General features: G+C 42.1%; 24 protein-coding genes and 3 tRNA genes. 9 read left to right on the top strand and 18 right to left on the bottom strand.

Annotated features, from left to right (window positions below; genetic code table 11):
* Nucleotides 1-35: 35 nt before the first annotated feature.
* From C9J46_RS17135 to aspA, 7 genes are all read right to left on the bottom strand, one after another.
* Nucleotides 36-1,739 (bottom strand): sodium:solute symporter family protein, encoded by a 1,704-nt coding sequence (locus C9J46_RS17135; protein WP_005372636.1) that lies wholly within the window; start codon nucleotides 1,737-1,739, stop codon nucleotides 36-38.
* 11 nt (nucleotides 1,740-1,750) lie between these two features.
* Nucleotides 1,751-2,017 (bottom strand): DUF4212 domain-containing protein, encoded by a 267-nt coding sequence (locus C9J46_RS17130; protein ID WP_005372635.1) that lies wholly within the window; start codon nucleotides 2,015-2,017, stop codon nucleotides 1,751-1,753.
* Nucleotides 2,018-2,214: 197 nt separating this feature from the next.
* Complete coding sequence (locus tag C9J46_RS17125; protein WP_107207973.1) at nucleotides 2,215-2,847, bottom strand: MarC family protein; 633 nt, start codon at nucleotides 2,845-2,847, stop codon at nucleotides 2,215-2,217.
* Nucleotides 2,848-2,991: 144 nt separating this feature from the next.
* Complete coding sequence (locus C9J46_RS17120) at nucleotides 2,992-3,621, bottom strand: response regulator transcription factor (protein WP_005372631.1); 630 nt, start codon at nucleotides 3,619-3,621, stop codon at nucleotides 2,992-2,994.
* Between the two features lie 159 nt (nucleotides 3,622-3,780).
* The gene (locus C9J46_RS17115; RefSeq protein ID WP_107207974.1) at nucleotides 3,781-4,362 is read right to left on the bottom strand and encodes a thioredoxin fold domain-containing protein; all 582 of its coding nucleotides are present in this window, start codon (nucleotides 4,360-4,362) and stop codon (nucleotides 3,781-3,783) included.
* A 136-nt stretch (nucleotides 4,363-4,498) separates the two neighbouring features.
* Nucleotides 4,499-5,806 carry an anaerobic C4-dicarboxylate transporter gene (locus C9J46_RS17110; RefSeq protein WP_107260832.1) on the bottom strand — a complete coding sequence of 436 codons (1,308 nt, stop codon included), beginning with the start codon at nucleotides 5,804-5,806 and terminating at the stop codon, nucleotides 4,499-4,501.
* A gap of 132 nt (nucleotides 5,807-5,938) precedes the next feature.
* Entirely contained in the window at nucleotides 5,939-7,402 is a 1,464-nt protein-coding gene (aspA, locus tag C9J46_RS17105) for an aspartate ammonia-lyase (RefSeq protein WP_107207976.1), read from the bottom strand.
* A gap of 446 nt (nucleotides 7,403-7,848) precedes the next feature.
* On the opposite strand from aspA, the gene C9J46_RS17100 reads away from it, so the two are divergent.
* Nucleotides 7,849-8,364, top strand: coding sequence for an FxsA family protein (locus tag C9J46_RS17100; RefSeq protein WP_107207977.1), 516 nt, complete (start codon nucleotides 7,849-7,851; stop codon nucleotides 8,362-8,364).
* A gap of 74 nt (nucleotides 8,365-8,438) precedes the next feature.
* Here C9J46_RS17100 and C9J46_RS17095 read toward each other — a convergent pair whose 3' ends face one another.
* Complete coding sequence (locus tag C9J46_RS17095) at nucleotides 8,439-9,812, bottom strand: MATE family efflux transporter (protein WP_107247319.1); 1,374 nt, start codon at nucleotides 9,810-9,812, stop codon at nucleotides 8,439-8,441.
* Between the two features lie 209 nt (nucleotides 9,813-10,021).
* Between C9J46_RS17095 and C9J46_RS17090 the strand changes: the two genes are divergently transcribed.
* Together C9J46_RS17090 and groL are read left to right on the top strand one after the other, a co-directional pair.
* Nucleotides 10,022-10,312: a co-chaperone GroES gene (locus tag C9J46_RS17090; protein ID WP_005372610.1), complete on the top strand. Its 291-nt coding sequence runs from the start codon at nucleotides 10,022-10,024 to the stop codon at nucleotides 10,310-10,312.
* 41 nt (nucleotides 10,313-10,353) lie between these two features.
* Nucleotides 10,354-11,997, top strand: a complete 1,644-nt coding sequence (gene groL, locus C9J46_RS17085) for a chaperonin GroEL (RefSeq protein ID WP_105061388.1) — start codon at nucleotides 10,354-10,356, stop codon at nucleotides 11,995-11,997.
* 886 nt (nucleotides 11,998-12,883) lie between these two features.
* Here groL and C9J46_RS17080 read toward each other — a convergent pair.
* The 3 genes from C9J46_RS17080 to epmB all read right to left on the bottom strand — a co-directional run bounded on the left by C9J46_RS17080 (nucleotide 12,884) and on the right by epmB (nucleotide 16,139).
* Entirely contained in the window at nucleotides 12,884-13,342 is a 459-nt protein-coding gene (locus C9J46_RS17080) for a molecular chaperone GroEL (protein WP_107260822.1), read from the bottom strand.
* 434 nt (nucleotides 13,343-13,776) lie between these two features.
* A complete protein-coding gene (gene rimK, locus C9J46_RS17075; RefSeq protein WP_045137470.1) occupies nucleotides 13,777-14,679 on the bottom strand; it encodes a 30S ribosomal protein S6--L-glutamate ligase in 903 nt (300 codons plus the stop codon).
* Between the two features lie 437 nt (nucleotides 14,680-15,116).
* Nucleotides 15,117-16,139 carry an EF-P beta-lysylation protein EpmB gene (gene epmB / locus C9J46_RS17070; RefSeq protein ID WP_107207987.1) on the bottom strand — a complete coding sequence of 341 codons (1,023 nt, stop codon included), beginning with the start codon at nucleotides 16,137-16,139 and terminating at the stop codon, nucleotides 15,117-15,119.
* Nucleotides 16,140-16,172: 33 nt separating this feature from the next.
* Between epmB and efp the strand changes: the two genes are divergently transcribed.
* Nucleotides 16,173-16,739 (top strand): elongation factor P, encoded by a 567-nt coding sequence (efp, locus tag C9J46_RS17065; protein WP_008986072.1) that lies wholly within the window; start codon nucleotides 16,173-16,175, stop codon nucleotides 16,737-16,739.
* Nucleotides 16,740-16,915: 176 nt separating this feature from the next.
* Here the strand turns inward: efp and frdD are convergent, their stop codons facing one another.
* Genes frdD through frdA form a run of 4 tightly spaced genes read right to left on the bottom strand, consistent with a single transcriptional unit; the run spans nucleotide 16,916 to nucleotide 20,238 of the window.
* Nucleotides 16,916-17,278 carry a fumarate reductase subunit FrdD gene (frdD, locus tag C9J46_RS17060; RefSeq protein WP_107291269.1) on the bottom strand — a complete coding sequence of 121 codons (363 nt, stop codon included), beginning with the start codon at nucleotides 17,276-17,278 and terminating at the stop codon, nucleotides 16,916-16,918.
* A 10-nt stretch (nucleotides 17,279-17,288) separates the two neighbouring features.
* Nucleotides 17,289-17,672, bottom strand: a complete 384-nt coding sequence (gene frdC, locus C9J46_RS17055) for a fumarate reductase subunit FrdC (protein WP_107207989.1) — start codon at nucleotides 17,670-17,672, stop codon at nucleotides 17,289-17,291.
* A gap of 2 nt (nucleotides 17,673-17,674) precedes the next feature.
* On the bottom strand, nucleotides 17,675-18,415 hold the full coding sequence (locus tag C9J46_RS17050; protein WP_107207990.1) for a succinate dehydrogenase/fumarate reductase iron-sulfur subunit: 741 nt from the start codon (nucleotides 18,413-18,415) through the stop codon (nucleotides 17,675-17,677).
* Nucleotides 18,415-20,238, bottom strand: coding sequence for a fumarate reductase (quinol) flavoprotein subunit (frdA, locus tag C9J46_RS17045; RefSeq protein ID WP_107207991.1), 1,824 nt, complete (start codon nucleotides 20,236-20,238; stop codon nucleotides 18,415-18,417). Before frdA ends, C9J46_RS17050 begins: the two co-directional genes overlap by 1 nt.
* A gap of 529 nt (nucleotides 20,239-20,767) precedes the next feature.
* Between frdA and epmA the strand changes: the two genes are divergently transcribed.
* Nucleotides 20,768-21,736 carry an elongation factor P--(R)-beta-lysine ligase gene (gene epmA / locus C9J46_RS17040; RefSeq protein WP_107291268.1) on the top strand — a complete coding sequence of 323 codons (969 nt, stop codon included), beginning with the start codon at nucleotides 20,768-20,770 and terminating at the stop codon, nucleotides 21,734-21,736.
* Between the two features lie 278 nt (nucleotides 21,737-22,014).
* Here the strand turns inward: epmA and C9J46_RS17035 are convergent, their stop codons facing one another.
* From C9J46_RS17035 to rsgA, 3 genes are all read right to left on the bottom strand, one after another.
* On the bottom strand, nucleotides 22,015-22,731 hold the full coding sequence (locus C9J46_RS17035; protein WP_107247324.1) for a carbonic anhydrase: 717 nt from the start codon (nucleotides 22,729-22,731) through the stop codon (nucleotides 22,015-22,017).
* A 301-nt stretch (nucleotides 22,732-23,032) separates the two neighbouring features.
* The gene (asd, locus tag C9J46_RS17030; RefSeq protein WP_107287995.1) at nucleotides 23,033-23,905 is read right to left on the bottom strand and encodes an archaetidylserine decarboxylase; all 873 of its coding nucleotides are present in this window, start codon (nucleotides 23,903-23,905) and stop codon (nucleotides 23,033-23,035) included.
* Nucleotides 23,906-24,103: 198 nt separating this feature from the next.
* Nucleotides 24,104-25,156, bottom strand: coding sequence for a small ribosomal subunit biogenesis GTPase RsgA (gene rsgA / locus C9J46_RS17025; protein WP_107207995.1), 1,053 nt, complete (start codon nucleotides 25,154-25,156; stop codon nucleotides 24,104-24,106).
* A gap of 72 nt (nucleotides 25,157-25,228) precedes the next feature.
* Here rsgA and orn point away from each other — a divergent pair, with 72 nt between their 5' ends.
* The 4 genes from orn (at nucleotide 25,229) to C9J46_RS17005 (ending at nucleotide 26,245) form a co-directional block, all read left to right on the top strand.
* Entirely contained in the window at nucleotides 25,229-25,774 is a 546-nt protein-coding gene (gene orn, locus C9J46_RS17020) for an oligoribonuclease (RefSeq protein WP_107207996.1), read from the top strand.
* 130 nt (nucleotides 25,775-25,904) lie between these two features.
* Nucleotides 25,905-25,981, top strand: a tRNA-Met gene (locus tag C9J46_RS17015).
* Between the two features lie 22 nt (nucleotides 25,982-26,003).
* Nucleotides 26,004-26,079 (top strand) — tRNA-Gly (locus tag C9J46_RS17010).
* A gap of 89 nt (nucleotides 26,080-26,168) precedes the next feature.
* Nucleotides 26,169-26,245 (top strand) — tRNA-Met (locus tag C9J46_RS17005).
* Nucleotides 26,246-26,251: the final 6 nt, after the last annotated feature.

The following is a 26,251-nucleotide window of genomic DNA, read 5'->3' as shown; positions in this document are numbered from 1 at the left end:
TAGGGAAGTATAGCTAAGGAGAAGTGAGGTATTGCTTAGTGATCTTGGGCAGCGCCAGAGCCTTGAGGGAAGCGGATAGATTCCACCATCTCTTGGACATCATCAGGTACTTCGGCAGTAAACTTATTCACCACAATCGCGACAACAAAGTTTAGACACATACCAAGCGTACCGATCCCTTCTGGGCTAATACCAAAGAACCAGTTGTCAGGTGTACTTGCTGCAGGGTTAATAAATTTGAAGTAAATAATGTAAGCTGCAGTGAAAGTAATACCCGAAATCATGCCTGCTATCGCCCCTGATTTATTCATCTTCTTATAGAAGATCCCAAGAATAATGGCAGGGAAGAAAGACGCGGCGGCTAAGCCGAATGAGAAAGCAACCACTTGAGCAACAAAGCCTGGTGGATTAATTCCTAAGTAGCCTGCACCCACAATCGCTACGGCGGCACCAATACGGGCGGCGAGTAACTCTTGTTTGTCGGTCATGTTCGGTTTAAAGCCTTTTTTCAGTAAATCATGTGAAATCGAGGTGGAGATAACCAGTAGTAACCCCGCAGCGGTTGATAGTGCGGCAGCTAAACCACCGGCGGCAAGCAGTGCGACAACCCAGTTAGGTAGTTTGGCAAGTTCAGGGCTGGCTAATACAATAATGTCACGGTTGATTTTCATCTCGTTGCGATCATCGCCAGAGTAGAACATCTTGCCGTCATTATTTTTATCTTCCCACGCGACAAGACCCGTTTTTTCCCAGTTTTTCACCCAACCTGGTGCTTGCTCGGCAGGAACCCCTTTCATGTCTGGGCCATTAATCGTATCAATCATATTTACACGGGCAAATGCAGCAACCGCAGGTGCTGTGGTGTAAAGTATAGCGATAAAGACTAATGCCCAACCTGCTGATACGCGCGCATCTTTTACTTTTGGTACGGTGAAGAAACGGATAATAACGTGTGGTAGACCTGCAGTACCCACCATAAGAGCGGCACAGATGAAGAACACATCTACCATGCTTTTTGAACCATCGGTGTAAGCGGTGAAGCCAAGCTCGGTGGTTAAACCATCGAGTTTTTCAAGTAGATACGTTTCAGAACCATTGACCGTTGATCCCAAACCAAATTGTGGAATAGGTGAGCCAGTCATCATTAAAGAAGTAAAGATAGCGGGAACCATGAAGGCAAAAATTAATACACAGTATTGCGCGACTTGGGTGTAGGTGATCCCTTTCATGCCACCCATTACCGCGTAGAAGAAGACGATCCCCATGCCGATAATGATCCCCATGTTGATATCCACTTCTAAGAAACGCGCGAATACCACTCCAACCCCACGCATTTGGCCTGCTACATAAGTGAATGAAACAAAAATGGCACAGAACACAGCCACCATGCGGGCAGTTTTAGAGTAATAACGATCACCGATAAAATCAGGTACCGTAAATTTACCGAATTTACGTAAGTAAGGTGCCAGACATAGTGCTAATAATACGTAGCCGCCAGTCCAACCCATTAAGTAGACGCCACCATCGTAACCAATAAATGAGATGATCCCTGCCATTGAAATAAATGAGGCCGCTGACATCCAGTCTGCTGCCGTTGCCATGCCATTAGCGACAGGGTGGACACCACCGCCAGCAACATAGAACTCACTGGTTGATCCTGCACGAGCCCAAATCGCAATACCGATATAAATGGCGAATGTAATGCCGACGAGAATAAAGGTCCAAGTTTGAATATCCATGTGACGCTTCCTTAATCTTCCTGAACGTTGAATTTACGATCGAGTGCATTCATGCGATTAACATAAACAAAGATCAGAATGACAAAGGTATAAATCGCCCCTTGCTGCGAGAACCAAAAACCTAACTTAAAACCACCAATTTGAATGGTATTGAGGGCATCAACAAATAAGATCCCTGCGCCATACGAAACACCAAACCAGATTGCGAGTAGCGATCCCATGATACTGAGATTTTCTTTCCAATAGGCTTGTGCTTGCTCCTTGGATGCGAACGCCATTGTTATCTCCTTCACAATTTCAAATACGATATTTGTTGTTAATAAATTGTTACGAAAGAAACAATAGCAATGAAAGTAGATTCTATCTGTGCAACTTTAGTCGAGGGTAAAAAAGCAAAAACGCCCTGATGAGGGCGTTTTTGTGAGCGGTAAATCGCTTTTTATAATGAAGACGGCAATTATGATTAGCCAAAAGTCTAAGTTAATAGGTAGAAATCTTTTATACCCATTAAAAGATTATTGACGGCAACAGCGGCCAATATTAATCCCATGACACGGCTGATGATCGCCGCGCCTACATTACCAATGTATTGTTGGATTTTATTGGCGCCAAGTAAGAGTAATAAGGTAATCAGTAATACCGATATCATCACCAGTGTCGTAATGATTTGTTCACTGATGGCGTAGCGATTGTTATCTGTCAGCATCACGATAGCCATCATGGCGCCAGGAGATGCAATGGAGGGAATAGCAAGTGGGTAGACAGCTAAGCTGCCCAACTCTGAATGAGCGACTTCTTCTTTGCTCATTTTACATTCTTGATCGACTTTACCCTCACCAAAAATCATGGTTAAGGCAAAAAGTAGTAGAACGAGCCCGCCAGCGGCTTGAAAAGCGGGCAATGGAATTTGCATCGCTTCTAATAGTACCTGACCGACAATAACAAAAAATAATAATACACCTGTTGCAATAGCAACGGCTTTTAAAGCAACAATACGCTGTTGCTGTGCAGTTAATTGTTGGGTTTGAGAAAGGTAAACCGGGACTGAACCGATAGGATCAATCACAGCCCAAATAAGAACAAATTGAGTCACTAAGGCAGTAAGCAAACGACCCTCCATAAGCTAATGCAATGAAATAGTGTGAGTAGCCGCTTATGAGTGTATCAAAATATTCAATTGTGATGGTTAGTCACATTTTATTTAAGGCATGATAACGTAACAAAATATTATCAGGCCGATAGTGAAGGGGCGTTATAGATCCAGCTGTTGCAACAATATAACGGCTTGGGTTCTATTTTTGACTTCAAGCTTGCGAAATATCGCGGTCATGTGTGCTTTTATCGTTGCTTCAGAAACGGTTAGCTCGTAAGCAATCTGTTTGTTGAGTAAGCCATCTGACAACATGCCTAATACTTTATATTGCTGTGGCGTTAGGGTGGCAATTTTATCTGCTAGATCTCGATAAGCGTTATTGTTATCTGCGATGTCTTCAGGAAAAAAAGGTTCACCATCGAGGACTTGATTCAGTGCTGAGATCAACGCACGCATATCACTAGATTTTGGAATAAAGCCAAATGCACCATGACTATGAACCTGACGAATGACTTTTTCTTCTTCACTGGCAGAGATCACAACAGTCGGTAGTTCTGGGTATTGTTGACGAAGTTGGATTAATCCAGACATGCCATTTGCACCAGGCATTTTGAGATCGAGTAACAGCAAATCGACATCAGGCTCTTTTTCTAACAACGCAAATAAAGAATCAAGGGAGTCTGCCTCGAGCAGGTTCGCACCGCTAATCGCCATATGGACCGATTGAAACAGGGCATTACGAAACAGAGGATGATCATCGGCAATAACGATAGTGTGCTGAGCTTCCATGGCAGTACTTTTCTTATTATTAATAAACTAACGCTAACACTTCACTGATCACTGCGCAATTTTCATACCATAAAGATCTGAAGTTGATCCTTAATCATTCACTTTAGTTGTAACTCAACACTTCTATTTTGTTAAATGTGACTGTTTTTCTGCAAATAGTTACTGGAGATGCAGTGCTTGTTGGTGCAGGTGTTCACTAAATTTACTGGCATCCATAAACCCTGTTACTCGGGCTTTCGTTGCTTGGTTACCGTTATTATCCCAGAACAATAATGTTGGGAAACCTATGACATTTAGCTGTTGCATCAACGCTAGATCTTGTGGGGTATTAGCGGTCACATTCGCTTCGAGTAAGGTGTATTTCTGTAATTGCATCGCTACGGATGGTGAAGGGAAGACTTCTTTTTTGTAGGTAATACAAGGCGCACACCAATCAGCGGTTACGTCCAGCAATACCGGTTTATGTTGGCTTGCTGCGTCTGCTAACGCTAGATCTAAATCATCAATAGATTGAATAGAGATAAAAGTAGTGGTCGAAATGAGCTGAGCTTGGCGTTCTAAATGTTTAATCGTGGTAAAGAGGAAAATAGAGCACAGACCAATAATGATCCCAAGTCCAATGCTATATAACCCTTTATATGGGATAGGGTGGCGGCAGATAAACCAGAGTGTTCCGCAAGATAACAGGATACATATAATCGTTATCGCCATGATAATCGGGTAATTAGTTAATAACATCATAGTGATAACTCTTATCTTTGGGGATGTTATTAGCTTAGCAAGAATTTCATCAATTTGTGTAAATGGATGTCAAAGTTAAGACAAAAAAAGATTGCTCGAGAGCAATCTTTTTTAAAATTGGAATGTGTATTTGGTATTACAGCAAGAAGCCGCCAACAGCAAAACCAAGTGCTACGGAAGTCGCTATCGTAACGACACCAGGGACAAAGAATGGGTGGTTAAAGACAAGGTTACCAATACGGGTGGAACCTGTGTCATCCATTTCAACGGCAGCCAATAGGGTTGGGTAAGTAGGCAGAACGAACAATGCACTCACTGCTGCAAATGAAGCAATCATAGTTAGCGGTGCGACGCCAATCGCCAATGCTGCTGGCATCAGTGCAACAGTTGTTGCGCCCTGAGAGTAAAGTAGCATTGATGCAAAGAATAATACCAGTGATAGCATCCATGGGTATTCACCTAATAGAGAACCAGCAACTTCCTTGATACCATCAACGTGGGCGTTAACAAATGTTGAACCTAACCATGCCACACCTAATACACAGATACAGGCAGTCATACCTGAACGGAACGTCGGCGCAGAAGCAATTTTTGATGCGTCAATCTTACATAACCAAACGGTAGCTGCAGCTGCTGTTAGCATTACTGACATGATTGCTTCGTTACGACCTAGAGTTGGGTTGTCAATTAAGCCAATAGAGTGCGAAATAGCAGCGGCGTAGCAAACGACAAAGATAATCGCGACTAAAAAGATGTAAGTTGCCCGTTTTGCTTGAGGTTTAATTTCGCGACGGCTTGTATTATCAGCCGTTACTAGACCTTTTGCTAGGCGTTCTTGATAAATAGGATCATCTTTTAGCTCACACCCCATAAAATTGGCAACAAAAGCGCCAACCATACAAGCAATGAATGTTGTAGGGATACAGATTGCCAGTAGTGTTACGTAGCTTACGCCGATAGGTTCTAAAATACCGGAGAAAGCAACAACGGCCGCAGATATTGGGGATGCAGTAATTGCAATTTGTGAGGCAATAACGGCAATAGAAAGAGGGCGAGATGGGCGAATACCTTGGCCTTTAGCCACTTCTGCAATAACCGGTAAGGTTGAAAATGCGGTATGTCCAGTACCTGCCATTACCGTCATTAAGTAGGTCACGATTGGCGCATAGAAAGTAATGCGCTTTGGATTTTTACGCAGAAAATCTTCTGCAAGTTGTACCAGCCAGTCCATACCGCCCGCGACTTGCATGGCGGCAATGGCAGTGATCACTGACATAATGATTAAGATAACATCGACAGGGATAAATGATTGGCTGGTAGGCACACCTAACACTAGCGATAAAACAATAACGCCTGCACCACCGGCGAAACCAATCCCGATCCCACCAATCCTTGCCCCTAAAAAGATAAAGGCAAGGACAACAAAGAGCTCTATTCCAATCATAGAATTTTTCCTGTTTAAAAGTTTAAAAAATAGAAGTTAAAAATAAAAAGTTTGAGGTAAAAACAAAAAATTTCGCAAAAAAAAGCGGATCCTCTAGTGAAAATCCGCTGTATTACTCAGGTACCGCTACGCTTAGTTATAGCGCTGTGCCTTGTATTGAGGGTGCATTAAGTTTTCGATGGAGAAGATATCATCTAATTGCTCTTCCGTCAGCAAGCCGCGCTCTAGCACCACTTCACGGACGCTCTTACCGGTTTCAGCACAGATTTTACCTACGATATCGCCTTCATGGTGACCAATGAATGGGTTTAAGTAAGTCACGATACCGATAGAGTTAAACACGTAGCTCTCACAGACATCTTGATTGACTGTGATGCCTTCGATACATTTCTCACGTAAATTAACACACGCATTTTTAAGCAAGCTGATTGATTCAAACAACGCTTGGCCAATCACAGGCTCCATGACGTTAAGTTGAAGCTGACCTGCTTCTGCTGCAAAAGTAATGGTTGTATCGTTACCAATTACTTTAAAGCAAACTTGGTTAACCACTTCTGGGATAACAGGGTTTACTTTTGCAGGCATGATAGATGAGCCTGCTTGCATTTCAGGAAGGTTGATTTCGTTCAAACCTGCACGAGGACCAGAAGACAGTAGACGTAGATCGTTACAGATCTTAGAGAGTTTCACCGCAGTACGTTTTAGCGCGCCGTGAACCATAACATAAGCGCCACAGTCAGATGTTGCTTCGATCAAGTCTTCTGCTGGGGTAACAGGTAGGCCTGTAATTTCAGCTAGACGTTGAACCGCTAGGTGTTGGTAACCTGTCGCTGCATTCAAACCAGTACCGATAGCCGTCGCACCTAGGTTGACTTCAAGCAGTAGCTGCGCGGTGTAATGCAGGTTTTTGATTTCTTCTTTTAACAACACACTATAAGCATGGAATTCTTGGCCTACCGTCATTGGTACAGCGTCTTGTAGCTGAGTACGGCCCATTTTTAAGATGCTAGCAAATTCCGTTGCTTTCACATCGAAGGCTGTCTTTAGGTACTCTAATGCTTCTAGCATGTTAATGATGCTGTTATATACCGCAACGCGGAAACCAGTAGGGTAAGCACAGTTAGTCGATTGTGACTTGTTTACGTGATCGTTCGGGTTAATGATGTCATATTCACCTTTCTTTTTGCCCATAAGCTCAAGAGCAAGGTTTGCAATCACTTCATTGGTGTTCATGTTGACAGATGTGCCAGCGCCGCCTTGGTATACATCAGAAGGGAATTGATCCATACAACGGCCTGTTTCTAAAATAAGATCACAAGCTTGCTCGATGTAGTTACCGACTTCTGAAGGGATCGCACCCAGTTCTTTGTTCGCCATCGCTGCAGCTTTTTTGGTGAAAACCATGCCGCGAACAAACTCAGGTACGTCTGAGATGGTGGTATTAGAGATATTAAAGTTTTCGATTGCACGTAGAGTGTGAATACCCCAATACGCGTCTGCTGGAACGTGACGCTCACCAAGAAGATCTTCTTCGATTCGAGTTGCAACATTCAGTGCTGCTTCGTTATTTTTTTCAAGATCAATCATCTGAGACATAATATAGCCCTTTGGGAATCTTTTAATAAAATCAATGATTAAGCCAACTGTCTAAGCAAAGGGTCCGTTTTGCTAAGTTGAAGCAAGATGATCGTACCTGACATCTTAATTGATGCTGATGATACTCCCCTGATTGGCTAAAAACATAATCCAGATCACTTTTTACGTGAGCCTGAAAATATTTGCACAGAAACGCGATCCTACTCACAAAAGTTGTTAACAGGAGGGGTGGCTTATTTATCTAAAAATGAAAAGAAATAACAAAATATGAACAAGTTGTTTGAGGGGGAAATGTGTATTTAAGGTTTAGTGCAAAAAGAACTGTTGAATTATTTGTTAACGATTTTTTATCTTAGGCGACACGGTATTTAGCGTTTAAACATGTAATACTATATTGAGTCATTCAGCGTTTTGAATACCGATACGTTATAAAAAAGAGGTTAGGTGTGTTTGCAATATTAATGCTGCTTTTTATCGCCGTTCCAATGATTGAAATTGGTCTATTTATTCAGGTCGGTGGCTTTTTAGGTTTTTGGCCGACCATGATGCTAGTGTTTATTACTGCCGTGGTTGGGGCTTCTTTGGTACGTAGCCAAGGATTAGCGACATTAATGTCTGTACAAACAAAGATGCAGCAAGGGCAAATGCCAGCACAAGAAATTGTTGAAGGTGTACTGTTAGCCGTTGCTGGAGTGTTATTGCTTACGCCTGGATTTATGACAGATGCATTAGGCATGTGTATTTTACTGCCGCCTATTCGTGCCAAAATTGCACAGCAATTGATGCAGCGCGTAAAAGTGCAGAGCAACTTTAATCAGTTTGGTGGCGGTTTTAGCTCGGGGTTTGATGGGCAATCAACTGGGCCGTTTAGTCATAAAAATGATAATGGTGATGTTTTCGATGGTGAATTTGAACGTAAAGATGATCAAAATAACAACCATCAAAACCCACGTTTAAAGTAGGTCTTTAAACGTAGTATATAAAAAGTTATTAATAAAAAAGGCAGCGTTAGCTGCCTTTTTTATATTTACACTATTCATATTTTAGAGGGGATAACGAGCGAAGATAAGGTTGTTTTTCGTAATCGCCGCGCATACAAATAAGCACAAATACCACCAATAACATTGGCAATGGAGATGCCGATAAAGAGCCCTTTCGTACCATAGTACAAGCTGCCTACCCAAGCGCTTGGTAGCAGAAAACCAAATAAACGTAACAGGTTCCAAATCAGTGCGTTGACGGTTTTATGTAATGCATTGAGCGCGCTAATGAGTAGCATACATACTGCTTGTAAACCATAACTAGCTGGTACGACTAATAAATAATGCCACAGTTGATGTTGTACTGTGGCATCACGAGAAAACAGTGAAGCTAATGGCACACTGAGTGGCACCATGGCGATAAAAATCAACAGTTGGAATAAAATCGCAAAATGCATGGCAGTAAAAAGCGCCTTAAAAGCCCGTTCCGGTTTATTGGCGCCAAGGTTTTGCGCCATAAACGGCATTAATGCAGAGCCCAATGCCATCATCCCTATCACTAAAATTGATTCAATACGCATCGCGGCACCGAATGCGGCAACTGATGCGGTACCTTGCGCGGCAAGCAATGACATTAATAGAGCGCTCGATAATGGATTGAGTGCGTTTGATAATCCAGCAGGCGCGCCAATATGTAAAATCTGCTGCCAATCAGATTTTAATTTTAGGAGGACTGGCATTGTGAGTAATTTTTCACGGCGATGGAGCAAATACAATGATGCGGTTAATGCTACAGCCCAACTGATCCCGCTTGAGATAGCAGCGCCTTTCACTCCTAATTCTGGAAACGGCCCGTAACCAAAGATCAATAAAGGATCGAGGATACCGTTAATTAAACCAGCTATGATCATAATTTTAGCTGGGCTTTTGGCATCGCCTGTTGCGCGTATTGCACTGTTACCCGTCATAGGGATCACCAATAAGGGGATTGCGATGTACCACACAGTCATATATTCGTGGATGATTGGCAGTAAATCCGCACTGGCGCCCATTAAGGAAAAGAGTGGATCTATCGTTAGCCACCCAACGGTTGAACCTAACACCATTAAAATAACGGCAAGCAATAAACCATGTGTGGTAAGTCTTGCTGCACTTTTGGTATCACCACTTCCGAGTAAACGTCCAATGCTGGTGGAGATCCCAACACTCATGCCCATGGTGATACAGTTCAGACCAAAGGTAACGGGAAATGTAAAACTGACCGCGGCTAATGCATTGGTGCCAAGTAGTGAGATAAAAAATGTATCAACCAGATTAAACATTAAAATAGCAATCATACCGAATACCATTGGTACAGCTAAACGGCGTAATGCATCTGGGATCGGATCGGATAATAAGCCGTATTTATCAGGCTTGTTGTTGGTTTCCATAGCGGTCTCATTGTAAGGATGCTTGCATACCCTAATGCAAAGAATGTGATCGGGCAAAAGTTCTCAAATAAATAATGAAAAAAAATTGGTCTACACCTTGGGTTCTCTCATATTAGACCCAACATGTTTAGATAATAGAAAAGTCGCCAAACATCAGTTTGTGTGTACATTCATGTATGGAAATTACCAATTATCAGGAGAGACGACCGATGAATATTCGTCCTTTACACGACCGTGTTATCGTTGAGCGCCAAGAAGTTGAATCTAAGTCTGCTGGCGGCATTGTATTAACAGGTTCTGCGGCTGAAAAATCAACACGCGGCAAAGTACTTGCAGTAGGCAAAGGTCGTATTTTAGAAAACGGTTCTGTTCAGCCACTTGACGTTAAAGTTGGCGACACTGTTATCTTTGCTGAAGGCTACGGCACTAAGACTGAAAAGATCGATGGCAAAGAAGTTCTAATCATGTCTGAAAATGACATCATGGCAATCGTTGAATAATCCGATCACATCGAATTAAAAATTAAGAAAGGAAACGCAAGATGGCTGCTAAAGACGTTAAATTTGGTAACGACGCACGAATTAAAATGCTAGAAGGTGTCAACATTCTAGCTGACGCAGTAAAAGTAACATTAGGTCCTAAAGGCCGTAACGTTGTACTAGACAAATCATTTGGTGCACCAACGATTACTAAAGATGGTGTTTCTGTTGCGCGTGAAATTGAACTGGAAGATAAATTCCAGAACATGGGCGCACAAATGGTGAAAGAAGTTGCATCACAAGCTAACGATGCGGCGGGTGACGGCACAACAACAGCAACAGTACTTGCACAAGCGATCATCGCTGAAGGTCTAAAAGCAGTCGCTGCGGGTATGAACCCTATGGATCTTAAGCGCGGTATCGACAAAGCGGTTATTGCTGCGGTTGAAGAGCTAAAAGCGCTATCTGTTCCATGTGCTGATACAAAAGCTATCGCACAAGTAGGTACAATCTCTGCGAACTCTGATGCAACTGTGGGTAACCTAATTGCTGAAGCGATGGAAAAAGTAGGCCGTGATGGCGTTATCACCGTTGAAGAAGGCCAAGCACTTCAAGACGAACTAGACGTTGTTGAAGGTATGCAGTTTGACCGTGGCTACCTATCTCCATACTTCATCAACAACCAAGAAGCGGGTTCTGTTGATTTAGAAAGCCCATTCATCCTATTGGTTGATAAGAAAGTATCAAATATCCGTGAACTTCTTCCTGCATTAGAAGGCGTTGCTAAAGCATCTCGTCCTCTACTTATCATCGCAGAAGACGTTGAAGGTGAAGCGCTAGCAACATTAGTTGTGAACAACATGCGTGGCATCGTGAAAGTGGCCGCTGTTAAAGCACCTGGTTTCGGTGACCGTCGTAAAGCAATGCTTCAAGATATCGCAGTACTAACAGCAGGTACCGTGATTTCTGAAGAGATCGGTCTTGAGCTAGAAAAAGTTCAGCTAGAAGATCTTGGTCAAGCTAAGCGTGTAACTATCACGAAAGAAAACACAACAATCATCGACGGTTCTGGTGAAGAAGCGATGATTCAAGGTCGTGTTGCACAAATTCGTCAACAAATTGAAGATGCAACATCTGACTACGACAAAGAAAAACTTCAAGAGCGTGTCGCTAAACTTGCTGGCGGCGTAGCGGTTATCAAAGTTGGCGCAGCAACTGAAGTTGAAATGAAAGAGAAGAAAGACCGCGTAGAAGATGCACTACACGCAACTCGCGCAGCGGTTGAAGAAGGCGTTGTTGCAGGTGGTGGTGTTGCACTTATCCGCGCAGCATCTAAAGTTGCAGGCCTTACTGGCGACAACGAAGAGCAAAACGTGGGTATCCGTGTAGCACTTCGTGCAATGGAAGCACCTATCCGTCAAATCACGAAGAACGCAGGTGATGAAGAATCTGTTGTTGCTAATAATGTACGTGCAGGTGAAGCGAACTACGGTTATAACGCAGCAACTGGCGAGTACGGTGATATGATTGAAATGGGTATCCTAGACCCAACAAAAGTAACTCGTTCAGCACTTCAGTTCGCAGCATCTGTTGCTGGTCTTATGATCACGACAGAAGCAATGATTACTGACAAAGCGACTGATACTCCTGCAATGCCTGATATGGGCGGCATGGGTGGTATGGGTGGCATGGGCGGTATGATGTAACCCATTAATAACAGTAGAGATTTTTCTCTTAGTTATTTGAAAAGTCGAGCATGATGCTCGGCTTTTTTATTGCCTGATAAATATAGAACCAATATACGTAACATTGTTTTTATTGTTGTACATAGTTTGTCGGGAATATTCCTAAAAAAGCTGCACAAAAATAAAGTTATTTTAAAACAATGAGTTATGTAAGTGTTACGATGTGTTAGCTTATACCGTTGAAAGTGTACACCTATTTGCTGTTCTTGTTATATAAAGGTGTTCATTTTGTCCTGCTGTTCTCTCTAATAGACTCAGATAAAAATAAGACGTGATTGTTATAATCAAACATGTAATCAGAAAAAGTTATGTACAGTATTATATCTAAAAAACACCAATAACTACCTCTTAATTCATAAACATATAAAAGTTTATATTTCTAGCTTTTTAAGCAAATTGTGGTTTTGTGTTTTTATTGTTTATAAACTTAATTAAGCTACTTAATTACCATTAATATATTAGAGCATGTTTTTTGTGAAATAAGATTAAAAATGCGTTCAATAAGTATTGGTTTAATAATACTTAATCAAACTATCGACTTTGACGTGGTCGATAAATATGATTTTTCTAGTATATTAACCTCTATGAACTATTGCTCATCTAGAAAAAAGCCCCAAAAGCTGTACGTTGTTTTTGTTGTTTTATTTCAATGAGTTATGTGGAAATTAAAAGGCGCTATAAATGCGACTGTATTTGAGCATAAAAAAGCTGTAACTTTTACATTTAGCTGTACAGGTTAGTTCGGAGAGGAGATTTTGATGTCTGATAGGGCTGGAAACGATGGTGTTTAGTTATAAAAACGCCCCTGTATTGACAGAGGCGTAGTGAATATCAAAAAGGGAGTCTATTAGCTCTCGCTAGGCAGGTTATCCTGATTTAATGAGACCCACGCAGCCATAAAGCAAATAATGAACGACTGGATGAAACCACGTAAATCGATATCACCTTGAACTAATACATCATCGGCGTTAGTTTCCATGTTAAAAGATACGGTACGATCCTTTATGCTGAAGAATACACGACCAACCAGTACTAAGTTCTCACCATTATCGTCTGGGTTGTAAACCATACCTGCACCAATTTGATCGTGTTCAGTGATAGGTAAAGCGCTAAACGCTAACTTTTCAGCCCCTTCAAAGCCAAAGCCTGCGTAATGCTTACTTGGATCTTCTTGTTGTAATAACTGAGAAAGCATCTCTGTATAAGTCTCTAGGGCTTCTTCCGGTACATCTTTAGTATTTACCTGTCCCATGTCAAAAGGCTTTTCATCTTCAATCATAGCAACGTTATAGGTAAAGTCTGTCATCGTTAATCCTTTGATTTTTAATATCATCATCATTATATAACGTACTACGTTAACGTAATTTTGAACGGTCTGATAGTGTTAATCTCATCAGTGATTAGTGGATGTTTTAACGATCACATTTATAGGAATGTGATGATATATTGTTCCAAACTTTGCTTTTTTCAGTGAAGAGGTAAGCTGTTACTTACTAACTATATTAATAATAAATAAGGCATAAAGAACCTGGCGGTATTAAAGTTTTAGTTTGCTGAGGAAAAAGCTTAAAAAGCTGTACAGAATTAATTTGTTTATAATCAATAAGTTAGGCTGGCATTCTGAGGTTTTTACTTGTGGGTGTTTTTGTTCTGCTTTTTGCTGTATTTTAAGTGAAAAGCTGATCTTTATTTTAGTTCATAATTGCCGTTGTTATGAAATATAACAACGGCGAGTTCAACTTATTGATTTAATTGAAACCTTTTGCTCTTGTTGGCATTTTTTTCAATATATTCGATGATCATACCAGCAATATCTTTACCTGTTGCGGCTTCAATGCCTTCAAGGCCTGGTGATGAGTTGACTTCCATGATTAATGGACCACGGTTAGAACGCAGTAAATCTACACCTGCCACGCTTAATCCCATTGCTTTCGCTGCTGCAATCGCCGTTTTACGCTCTTCTGGTGTAATACGGATCAGTGATGCACTCCCACCACGGTGTAGGTTTGAGCGGAACTCACCTTCAGCTGCTTGGCGCTTCATTGAAGCAATGACTTTATCGCCAATAACAAAACAACGGATGTCGGCGCCACCGGCTTCTTTAATATATTCCTGAACCATAATATTGGCTTTTAAGCCCATAAAAGCCTCAATCACACTCTCTGCTGCTTTTTGAGTTTCAGCTAATACTACGCCAATCCCTTGAGTACCTTCTAATAACTTAATAACCAAAGGTGCACCACCGACCATTTTGATTAAATCAGGTACGTCATCTGGTTTACTCGCAAAGCCGGTAACAGGCATACCAACACCTTTGCGGCTTAATAACTGTAATGAACGTAGTTTGTCGCGTGAACGGGAAATAGCAATGGATTGATTGACAGGGAAGACACCCATCATTTCAAACTGACGTAATACAGAGCAGCCATAAAAGGTAATGTCTGAGCCAATACGCGGAATAATGGCATCAAAACCTGTTAAATCATTGCCCTCAAAGTGAATTGAAGGCTGCACAGAGTTGATGTTCATATAACAACGCAGTGCATTAATAATCACAGCTTCATGTCCTCGTTGCTCACAAGCTTCAACAAGGCGACGGGTGGAGTATAGGTTAGCGTTTTGCGACAAAATGCCAATTTTCATTGCGTTACTCGCGACAAATAAGAGGTGATAGTCAGCAGCGTTAAGTTTGGCGAACTTGTTAAATATATGCCGCTGTATGAGTCGCGACTATGCGCTTAAAACAATAAAAAATCGATAGCCGTAAAGATGATTTTTTTTGATTGTGTTGGATAAATTTATTTATCGAATAAGTAAAAGTAACGTGATGTTCTTTTTAATGTAAGTAAAAAGAACATCACGTTACCTATGCTTAGTTGTTATTTTACTGGAAAAGCTGTACGTGTTATTTTAGTTTTTAATAATCAATGTGTTATGATTGGTTTATCATGTTACTTTAAGTGATTGTTATAGTGTGGTCACCTTTTTGGTGTAATTAATTCGAAAAGGTTTTTATTTTGTTTTTGGTGTAAAAAAAGACGATTTAATCGTCTTTTTCGTGTTGCTGTTGGGTTTATGGCCTATTCAAGCAGTAAGTCCAGCGGCGTTTTACTTGCTCGTCCACCGACTTCTCTGGTGAGTTTAGGGACGAGATACCCTGAGACTTGGGTGATTAATCCGGCCATTAATTGACGAGCCGTTTCATCATCTACCATATAATGCGCAGCGCCTTGTACGCGGTCTAAAACGTGGAGGTAATAAGGCTGAATACCTGCATCAAATAATGCTTCGCTAAGGTCTGTTAATGTCTTTACCGAGTCATTAATGCCTTTTAGCAGTACGCCTTGGTTAAGTAAGGTGACATTGGCTTGTTTTAGCTTCTGCATTGCTGTTTTTAGCGCATCATCGATTTCGTTGGCATGATTAATATGAGTCACCAAAATCGTTTGTAAACGCGTCTCTGCCAGTATTTGACACAAGCTATCGGTAATACGGTTAGGGATCACCACTGGTAGCCTGCTGTGGATACGTAGGCGCTTGATATGAGGTATTGCTGAAATATGCTCAACAAGCCATTGGAGCTCATGATCTTTAGCCATTAACGGGTCGCCACCGGATAAAATCACTTCATTGATTTCAGGATGGGCGGCGATGTACGCCAGGCTCTGCTGCCATTGATGCTTGTTACCTTTATTGTCGCTATATGGAAAATGACGACGGAAACAATAACGGCAGTTGACCGCACAGCCACCTTTGACTATCAGCAATACACGATTGTGGTATTTATGCAGTAACCCTGGAATATCGTTCTGCTGCTCTTCTAGGGGATCGACAGAGTAACCTTGGTGAACTTCGAATTCTTGCTCTAAGGGTAAAATTTGACGTAAAAGTGGGTCATGTGGGTTGCCGATTTCCATTTTATCAACAAAGCTCAATGGAACACGTAGCGCAAACAGCTTCCTTGCGGCGAGGCCATTTTCCCATGGTGTGGGATCAATTTTGAGCAATTTGAGTAACTGAAAGGGATCAGATATCGCATTCGATAGATCATTAAGCCAGTTTTGCTCAACAGATGGCACGTTTAGGGGTATGATATGCGACATTAAATACAACTCGAAGATGTTAAGAGGATTAGAATGGCGTCTTTCAGCACCAATGAATTCCGCGGCGGAATGAAAATTATGCTAGATAATGAACCATGTGTCATTATCGAAAACGAATTTGTTAAGCCTGGTAAAGGTCAAGCGTTCAACCGCGTACGAATCCGTAAACTTATTTCTGGTAAAGTTTTAGAGAAGACTTTTAAATCAGGTGAATCAGTTGAAGCTGCGGACGTAATCGATACTGATCTTGATTACCTATACAATGATGGTGAATTCTACCACTTCATGAACAACGAAACGTTTGAGCAAATTGCTGCTGACGTTAAAGCGGTTGGTGAGAATGCTAAGTGGTTAGTTGAAAACAACACTTGTACGCTAACACTTTGGAACGGTAACCCAATTGCTGTTACTCCACCAAACTTCGTTGAGCTAGAAGTGACTGAGACAGATCCTGGTCTTAAAGGTGATACACAAGGTACTGGCGGTAAGCCAGCAACACTAAGTACGGGTGCTGTTGTTCGTGTACCTCTATTTATCGCTATCGGCGAAGTGATCAAAGTTGATACTCGCTCTGGTGAATACGTAAGCCGTGTTAAGTAATTAATCGGTTTATAAGGTCGTTATATTATTAACGATGAAAAGGTCGCGTAAGCGGCCTTTTTTGTTTCTATTTTTTGATATTGATGGAAAAAGGTAAATTAGAAAGGGTTGCTATCATAAAATTTAGATAATAAAAAAGCACCGCTTGCGGTGCTTTTTGTGTTTTTGTATACAGTTTAAATCATGAATACAAAAATGATGGATAGGGCGGTGATCAAAAACGCAAATGCGTAACAAGCGATCTTACCGACCACACCTGCATGGATTTTTAAATCATGCATACCGTGGTGCAAACGGTGCATCGCATGCCACATTGGTAGCGACAGAGTTGCGATAACAAACAGGGCACCAATAAAGCTGGTTGCGAAATCTGCTGCGCGATCGTAAGTCGTTGCTTCTGGGCTAATAATGCCAAGAGGAACAAGAATACCGAGTACTAAAATCGTAACCGGTGTGATCATTGCAAACCAAGTACCGCCAGCACCGAACAGACTCCACCATACTGGCTCGTCAGAACGTTTAGGATGTAAATTAACCACGACGGACTCCTTAAACTATCGCAAGAACAAACAAGGTAATAACAGCAACAACAGCCCACTGAGCAAGAATGATAATTTTCTTATCAAGCAATTTGCCTTTAATACGAATAGGCACAACTTGCGGCATCATATTGAAGTAGGTGAATGCGTGGAATAGGCTACCTGCTAGGGCAAGAATATTTAAAATAATCACAATAGGGTTAGCCATGAAATCTAACCAGCCTTGCCATGCTTCAGGACCTTTAACTAGGCTACCTAAACCGAATGTTAAGCAGATTGTAAAAAAGATCAAAGGTAGTACTGTTGCTTCGCGGATCATGTAGAAGCGATAGAAAGCGCTGTCTTTCCACCAAGTACGCTTCATTTCACGAACGTAAGGTTTACGGTTGCTCATCCTTATGCCTCCATTGGTTTGATCATTGCAATAACGAAATCTTTAGAAGATTCCACTTTGCCTTGGTTAACAGCCGCAGCTGGATCAACACTCTTAGGACAGACTTCAGAACAGTAACCTACGAATGTACAACCCCAAGCACCGTTTTCACCATTGATAAGCGCCATACGTTCATCTTTACCATTGTCACGGCTATCAAGGTTGTAGCGATGAGCCAGAGTCAATGCTGCTGGGCCAATAAATTCAGGGTTTAAACCAAACTGAGGACACGCGGCGTAGCACAGACCACAGTTAATACAGCCTGCAAATTGCTTGTATTTCGCCATTTGCTCTGGTGTTTGTAGGTTTGTACCATCTTCAGGTGTGCGATCGTTACCAATAATGTATGGCTTAATCGCTTCAAGACGCTCAATAAATGGCGTCATATCGACAATTAAATCTTTTTCAATCGCAAAATTTGCTAATGGCTCAATTTTTACACCGTTAGGGTAGTCACGTAAAAAGCTCTTACAAGCAAGTTTTGGCACGCCATTTACCATCATGCCGCAAGAGCCACAGATAGCCATACGACAAGACCAACGGTAGGATAAATCCTTATCTAGGTGGTCTTTAATGTAACCAAGCGCATCAAGAACAGACATGGTTTCATTGAACGGTACTTCGAATTGTTCTAGGTACGGTTCTGCGTCTTTTGCTGGGTCATAACGCAGAATTTCAACTGATTGAATGCGAGTCGCTGACATTATGCCTTTTCCTCTTGTTGCTCTGTGGCTGCTAGTTTTTCAGCAGAGTCTTTTGCTGCAGCTTCGTCAGCGGCAGCACCATATAGACGTGCTTTAGGTTGAGATTTGGTGATCGTTACATGGCTGTAATCGATAATTGGTGCTGCGCCATTGTTGTAAAACGCTAACGTGTGTTTTAGGTAGTTCACATCATCACGTTCAGTACAACCGTCATCAAGGCGTTGGTGTGCACCACGAGACTCTCTACGATTTATTGCTGAGTGTGCCATCGCTTCAGCCACTTCTAGGCCGTAACCAATTTCAATTGCGTATAGCAGATCGGTATTAAAGACTTTGCCTTTATCTTGAATGGAGATGCGCTTGTAACGCTCTTTTAGCTCCGCTAGCTTATCAATCGTTGCCTGCATTAAATCTTCTTGGCGATAGATACCACAACCCGCTTCCATGGTGTGACCCATTTCAGTGCGGATCTCTGCCCAGTTCTCATCACCTTCTTGTGCCATTAGGGCATCAATACGTGCTTGAACTGCATCAATTTGTGCATTGATCGATGCGTCATTCCAACCTTTGAATTCCTCGGCACGTTTAACCGCGTGCTCACCAGCAACACGACCAAATACCACGAACTCTGCTAATGAGTTAGAACCTAAACGGTTGGCGCCGTGAAGACCGACAGATGCACACTCACCCACAGCAAATAAACCTTTAATGCGAGTTTCACATTCGCCATTTGTTTCAATACCACCCATGGTGTAGTGAACAGTAGGGCGAATTGGGATCGGCTCTTTTGCAGGATCGACGTTGACATAGGCTTTTGCTAATTCACAGATGAACGGTAGACGTTCATGCAAGTATTCTTCACCAAGATGGCGTAGATCTAGGTGTACCACATCACCAAGTGGGTGCTTGATGGTGTTACCCTTTTGTTGTTCATGCCAGAAAGCCTGTGACACTTTGTCACGAGGGCCTAATTCCATGTATTTGTTCTTTGGTTGGCCGACAGGTGTTTCAGGGCCCATGCCGTAGTCTTGCAAGTAACGGTAACCGTTTTTATTTACAATGATACCGCCTTCACCACGACAGCCCTCTGTCATCAGGATCCCTGTGCCAGGAAGACCTGTTGGGTGATATTGTACGAATTCCATATCACGTAGTGGAATACCGTGACGGTACGCCATTGCCATACCATCGCCAGTTACAATGCCACCGTTAGTATTACAGTGGTAAACACGACCTGCACCACCCGTTGCAAGGATCACTGACTTTGCTTTAATACAAATCAATTCGCCTTCAGACATGTGGATTGCAATTAGACCTTGTACTTCACCATCTTCAACTAAAAGATCAACCACAAAATATTCATCAAAACGTTTGATTTGAGAATACTTAATCGAGGTTTGGAATAAGGTGTGCAGCATGTGGAAGCCAGTCTTATCTGCAGCAAACCATGTACGTTCTACTTTCATACCACCAAAACGACGAACGTTTACTTCACCGTTTTCTTTACGGCTCCATGGGCACCCCCACTGTTCCATCTGGATCATTTCGCGAGTGGCGTTCTCAACGAAATATTCCACAACGTCCTGTTCACATAGCCAGTCACCACCGCCAACGGTATCGTTGAAGTGATTATCTAAGCTATCTTCGTCCTTGATCACGGCAGCAGAGCCACCTTCAGCCGCAACAGTGTGCGAACGCATTGGATACACTTTTGAGATCAGTGCAATTTCTAGTTCTGGGTTAGCTTCTGCAGCAGCGATGGCAGAACGTAGGCCTGCACCACCTGCGCCGATTACAGCGATATCTGTGGTAATAGTCTTCACAGCTATCCTCCGAAGGTAAGACGGTAAAAATTGAAAAGATGCGCGTGGCGCATCTATCCTTGAAATCCTGAGCGCATTCTATGAAACCCTGTGATTAGATAAATTGATTTAGACGCAGGTTTTTACCGAAATAGTCAAAAAATGTAAGAAGATTACAAAACCTGTGATATTTGTCACAATCGATCATGTTTTTAAATTGTTATCTCTTTGTATTTATTGGTTTTTATGTTTATTAAATGTTAATTGATGTGTGGCGGTTATTTTGTTTTTATTGGGGGTGCTTTTTAACTTGATGATAAGAAAGACAAATAAAGTGATGCTTTAGTTGCGGGGATGTGGGTGTTGTAAGCTGGTGATTAAATATTAAGTTTTCATCAGAGAAAAAAAGAGAAGCTATTTTTTCATAATTTATTCATATCTTTATCAGTCATAGAGACTTTGTTGTGATCTCTTGTGGGAATCTGCGACGTTTATTGCTGAGCTCTGATAAAATGTGAGCATTAATCAATTTCATTAAAGAAGAAAGTTTATGTCTACTTGGCAACCTACTGCGTCTATTGAGCAACTCAAAAAACGCGCTCATCTGTTAGCGGTTATTCGTCAGTTTTTCGCCGCTCGTGAGGTGATGGAGGTCGATACTCCAGCCATGAGCCAAGCAACGGTGACGGATGTACACCTACATACTTTTCAAACCGAATTTGTAGGGCCTGGGTATGCTGATGGGCAAATGTTATTTTTAATGACTAGCCCTGAATTTCATATGAAACGATTACTTTCCTCGGGAAGTGGGGCGATTTATCAGATTTGCAAATCTTTTCGTAATGAAGAATCGGGTCGTTACCATAACCCCGAATTCACCATGTTAGAGTGGTACCGTCCTAACTTTGATCATCATTTGCTCATGGATGAAATGAATGACTTACTGCAGTTAGTTTTAGGTTGTGGTGCCGCTGAGAAGATGACCTACCAACAGGCGTTTATTAACCAGCTTGGCGTGTGTCCTTTAACTGGCACAATGACGGAACTTAAAGCGGTGGCTGCAAATCTTGGGCTGTCTGATATCGCTGAACCTGAAGACGATCGCGATACCTTATTACAGTTGCTATTTAGCATTGGCGTTGAAGGTAAAATTGGTCAGCATGTACCAGCTTTTGTTTATGACTTTCCTGCCTCGCAAGCGGCATTGGCGCAAATTAACCCAACTGATCCTCGTGTGGCAGAGCGCTTTGAGGTGTATTTTAAAGGCATTGAACTGGCGAATGGCTTTCATGAGTTAGCGAATGGTGATGAGCAATTACAACGTTTTGAGCAAGATAATCAAAAGCGTTTAGAGATGGGATTAAAGCCTCAACCGATTGATATGAATTTGGTTAACGCGCTACGTGCTGGTTTCCCTGACTGTGCGGGTGTCGCCTTAGGTATCGACCGGTTGATCATGTTGGCATTAGGACTTGATCACATTGAAAAAGTGACAGCCTTTCCTATTGAACGAGCATAACCGACAACATTGTTGAGACGTTACGTTTGTTATCAACGTAAAAAAGCACGGTAATTATCATTATTACCGTGCTTTTTTATTACGTAAGATAAATTTAACCGATACCTCCAAGGTGCAGATAAACATCAACAGAGGGCGGTATCAGGGCGACCACAAATTTACCTAAAACAGCTTTAATTCATTTAGATAGTCCGCAAGTAGGATTTCAAGGCGTCTTATCTTTGATGATTTAATATAGAGAATTCACACCTTAAATGCAAGTGGTTCTCATTACGTGGTTATTCAACGATAATTCGCGCGTTAATGGGTTGTACTGGTCGGTTGTTATTGCCCATGATTTGATGCAGTTTCTCGGTTTGATCTTTTGAGCTGTATTGTGGTGTTTCTAAAACAAACCAGCGAACACCTTCAGTACATGGTGGTGTCGTTAGTGAGCCATTGAATTGATAGTACTCTCGCTCGCGAGGAAGAAGATTATTCGGGCTCAGATCATCGGTGAAATCGATGGTATTACCTTTAGTTGGGATATCTTTTAGTAAAGAGCTAAGAGCATTGTTCTCACGTAAGCCGTTTTCAAACATCACTGCGATAACGGCAATGTTGCCTTTATCATCTACATTCACAAAGTGCGCTTCTAACGGGTATTGCTTACCGTTGATTAAGTTTTCAGATGGCGTATGGAAATGAATTTGCTTCAAGGTATACGTATCGCCATCCACAATCAGCTTATTATCACCACTCACGAGTGCTTCCACTGTATGCCCATTATTGGTGATATCTGTGATTTTTCCGTCATACTCAATTCGCAGTGGGGCAAGGTTTGTTTGCAGTGCAGAAGTGATGTTAATTGGGCTTTGATTTTTACCTAATCCGCACATTGGATAGCTTTCAGCCCAGTGTTCGTTGCTTTTGCCATAGCCCCAGTCAGCGGCTTGTGCAGTTAGAGACACTCCTGCAAGGAGAGAAAGAAGAACTAAAGATGCTTTTTTTATCATGTGAAAACCTTTGTTATATCGCATTTATATAGTGAAAAAGCGGCGCGTTGGTGTTGTCAGGTTAAGGACTGACATAACGGCATTTATTCTAGATAGGTATGATGGTAAGTCGAATACGAGAGAAAGGAAAATAAGATTATCTTTGTTAAGAGTTTACGGTATTGAGAGTGGAGGAAATGTCATATTCTTTAGTGCAATGATTGATCGATGATTACATGGCGTCGTCAACTCGAGCTTAGTGTTTACCGTATTGTGGATAAGAAAAAAGGGCTAATATAGCCCTTTTTTCTTTTATTTATTATTACAGATTTTGGGAGATTTGCTCTGCGTAAGGCTGACCCATACGTGTTGTTTGCAGTGGTTTCATTTCCTCTACAAAACGTACCGCATCTTTAGGGAATAAGTTGATCACCGTAGAGCCGAGCTTAAAGCGGCCCATTTCTTCACCTTTTTTCAGGCTAATTGCTGCAGTACCTGTTGCGGGGTAATCCCAACGACGTACTTCTGGGCCTGTTGGCGGTGTTACTGTTCCTGCCCACGTGGTTTCAATACTGCCCACAATCGTAGCACCAACCAGTATTTGTGCTAATGGACCAAACTCGGTATCAAAAATACACACAACACGCTCGTTACGTGCAAATAGATTAGGGACATTTTCTGCAGTTAGCGGGTTAACTGAAAACAGATCGCCGGGTACATAAATCATTTGGCGCAATATACCATCGCATGGCATGTGAACACGGTGGTAATCACTCGGTGATAAGTATAGTGTCGCGAAATCACCGCCCATAAATTCATCGGCAAGATTTTTATCACCACCTAATAGTTCACAAGCATCAAAGTAGTGACCTTTAGCTTGGAATAAACGGCCCTCTTTGATTGGACCGAGTTGGCTAACGCAAGCATCTGCTGGGTGGCTAATGATACGTGTATCTTCATTAATTGGACGCGCACCATCTTTTAGTTCACGAACAAAGAAAGCGTTAAACGTTGGGTAAGCCGTAGGATCGGGATTACGTGCTTCTGCCATATCAACATTGTATTGTTTGATGAACCAACGAATAATCGCTGTGGTGACTTTGCCGCCTTCTAATGAAGCCAGTTTGCCCACTAAACGTGTTAGCGCATGCTTTGGCGTACAATATTGCAGGCCGATTTTTATCTTATCTAGCACAATTAATCTTCCGAAAAATACCACTTAATCAATAATCTAGCTGCTTATGTCAGAGACAAAGAACAACCCGAACAGGCAATGATACCTAACTCTTAGAGGAAAGTCAGGTTATCTGCATGGGTGGCTAAGAGTTTGAGAGTCGAGTCCAAAAATGAAGAGCATCCCAAAGAGAGTATAGGTACTCTCTTTGGGAGGGGATCAGTCAGGCTTGTTGCGAGAAAATTGGCGGTTAGCAACATTTTCCGACATGCTTTCAATGATCTTATGGTAGCTATTGAAACGGTCTTGGCTAATTTCACCTTTTTCAACGGCTTCACGCAAAATACAGCCCGGATCGTTTTTATGTTTACAATCGCGGAATTTACACCCGCCAAGGTAATCACGAAATTCAACGAAAGCTTCTGTTACTTGCTCTGATTCTAAGTGCCATAAGCCAAACTCACGCACTCCTGGTGAATCAATCAGATCACCACCTTCTTCAAAGTGATATAAACGTGCTGCTGTCGTGGTATGTTGGCCTAACCCTGAGTTACTTGAAACATCACCGATATCAGCTTCAACTTCAGGCATTAAGGCATTAACCATACTTGATTTGCCCACACCCGATTGGCCAGCAAAAATACTGGTATGATCTTTTAAGTCTTGCTTTAAGCCATCTAAGCCTTCGCCTGTATCGGTACTGACAAGGCGAACGTGATAACCAATCTTCTCGTATTGTGCGAGTTTTTGTTCAACATTTTTACGCTCGTCTGCACTCAATAAATCGACTTTATTTACGACAATAAGCGGCTTAATGCCGATAGTTTCTGCGGCAATAATATAGCGGTCGATTATGTTAAGCGATAGCTCTGGTAAAATAGCTGAGACGATAACAATACGGTCAACGTTGGCTGCGACTGCTTTTACGCCATCATAATAATCAGGACGAGTCAGCATTGATTGGCGCTCATGCACTGCTTCCACCACGCCAGCAATACCTTGTAAGGCTTCAACTCCTGGACGCCAAACAACACGATCGCCAGAGACGAGACTTTGAATGCTGCGACGTAAGTTACAGCGATGAATTATGCCTGTTTCGGGATCTTCGACATCAGCATGTTGGCCGAAACGAGTGATCACCAGTCCTTCTCGCGCATTTTCTAATAATGACTCATCCCATTGGACGTCATTTTTCTCGCGAGTTAGGCGTTTATTTTGGTTTGAGCGGACGCGTCGGCTCTGACCTTTAGTTAGCTTTTTCTTTTTTGCCACAAGAATATCATTCAATTTGGTTAGCTTTCGGTATTATCATACATGGTTTAGTCACAAAATAGGCAATATCGAATGACAATCAGCGACAAGAATCTCATTTGGATCGATCTTGAAATGACAGGATTAGATCCAGAAACCCATAAAATCATTGAAATAGCGACAATTGTTACTGATCCTCAACTCAATATTTTAGCGGAAGGCCCTGTACTTGCGATCCATCAGCCTGAAGCTGAGTTGGATAAAATGGATGATTGGTGCACAAATACGCATACAAATAGTGGTTTAGTTGAGCGTATTCGTAAAAGTACCGTGACAGAGCAACAAGCGGTTGCACAAACAATTGCATTTTTAGAGCAGTGGGTTCCTAAAGGATCTTCACCTATTTGTGGTAACAGTATTGGTCAGGATCGTCGTTTCTTATACAAGCATATGCCTGAGCTTGAGCAGTACTTCCATTACCGTTATTTAGATGTCAGTACCCTAAAAGAATTAACGCGCCGATGGAAACCTGAATTATTAGATGGGCTTAATAAAAAAGGTAGTCACTTAGCACTTGATGATATTCGCGACTCAATTGATGAATTACGCTACTATCGAGAGAATATATTTACAATTTGATGGTTAAATCGGCACTTGAAAAACTTTATTCGTTTTTTTCTGCAGAAGTCTTGCATCAGTCAATTTTAGTCGTATAATGCGCAGCCTCGAAAGGAGATAACGCGTTTGTTTCCTTTCGATAAAAATCGGACGCGGGGTGGAGCAGCTTGGTAGCTCGTCGGGCTCATAACCCGAAGGTCGTTGGTTCAAATCCGGCCCCCGCAACCAATCTCTTTTAAAGAGATGTGATGCGACACTAGCTCAGCTGGTAGAGCGCAACCTTGCCAAGGTTGAGGTCACGAGTTCGAACCTCGTGTGTCGCTCCACTTTTTTACTTGGTAGAGAAGTGATATTCATGGCTACGGCGATGGATAAAAATAGTTGTCACCCAACTTAAAACAGGTGAAAAATCGGACGCGGGGTGGAGCAGCTTGGTAGCTCGTCGGGCTCATAACCCGAAGGTCGTTGGTTCAAATCCAGCCCCCGCAACCAATCTCT

The sequence above is a fragment of the Photobacterium sp. GB-36 genome (assembly GCF_003026135.1).
In the GTDB taxonomy this organism is placed as follows: domain Bacteria; phylum Pseudomonadota; class Gammaproteobacteria; order Enterobacterales; family Vibrionaceae; genus Photobacterium.
The sequence above is the reverse complement of the archived record's forward strand: the minus strand, read 5'-3'. Positions and strand labels throughout refer to the sequence as shown.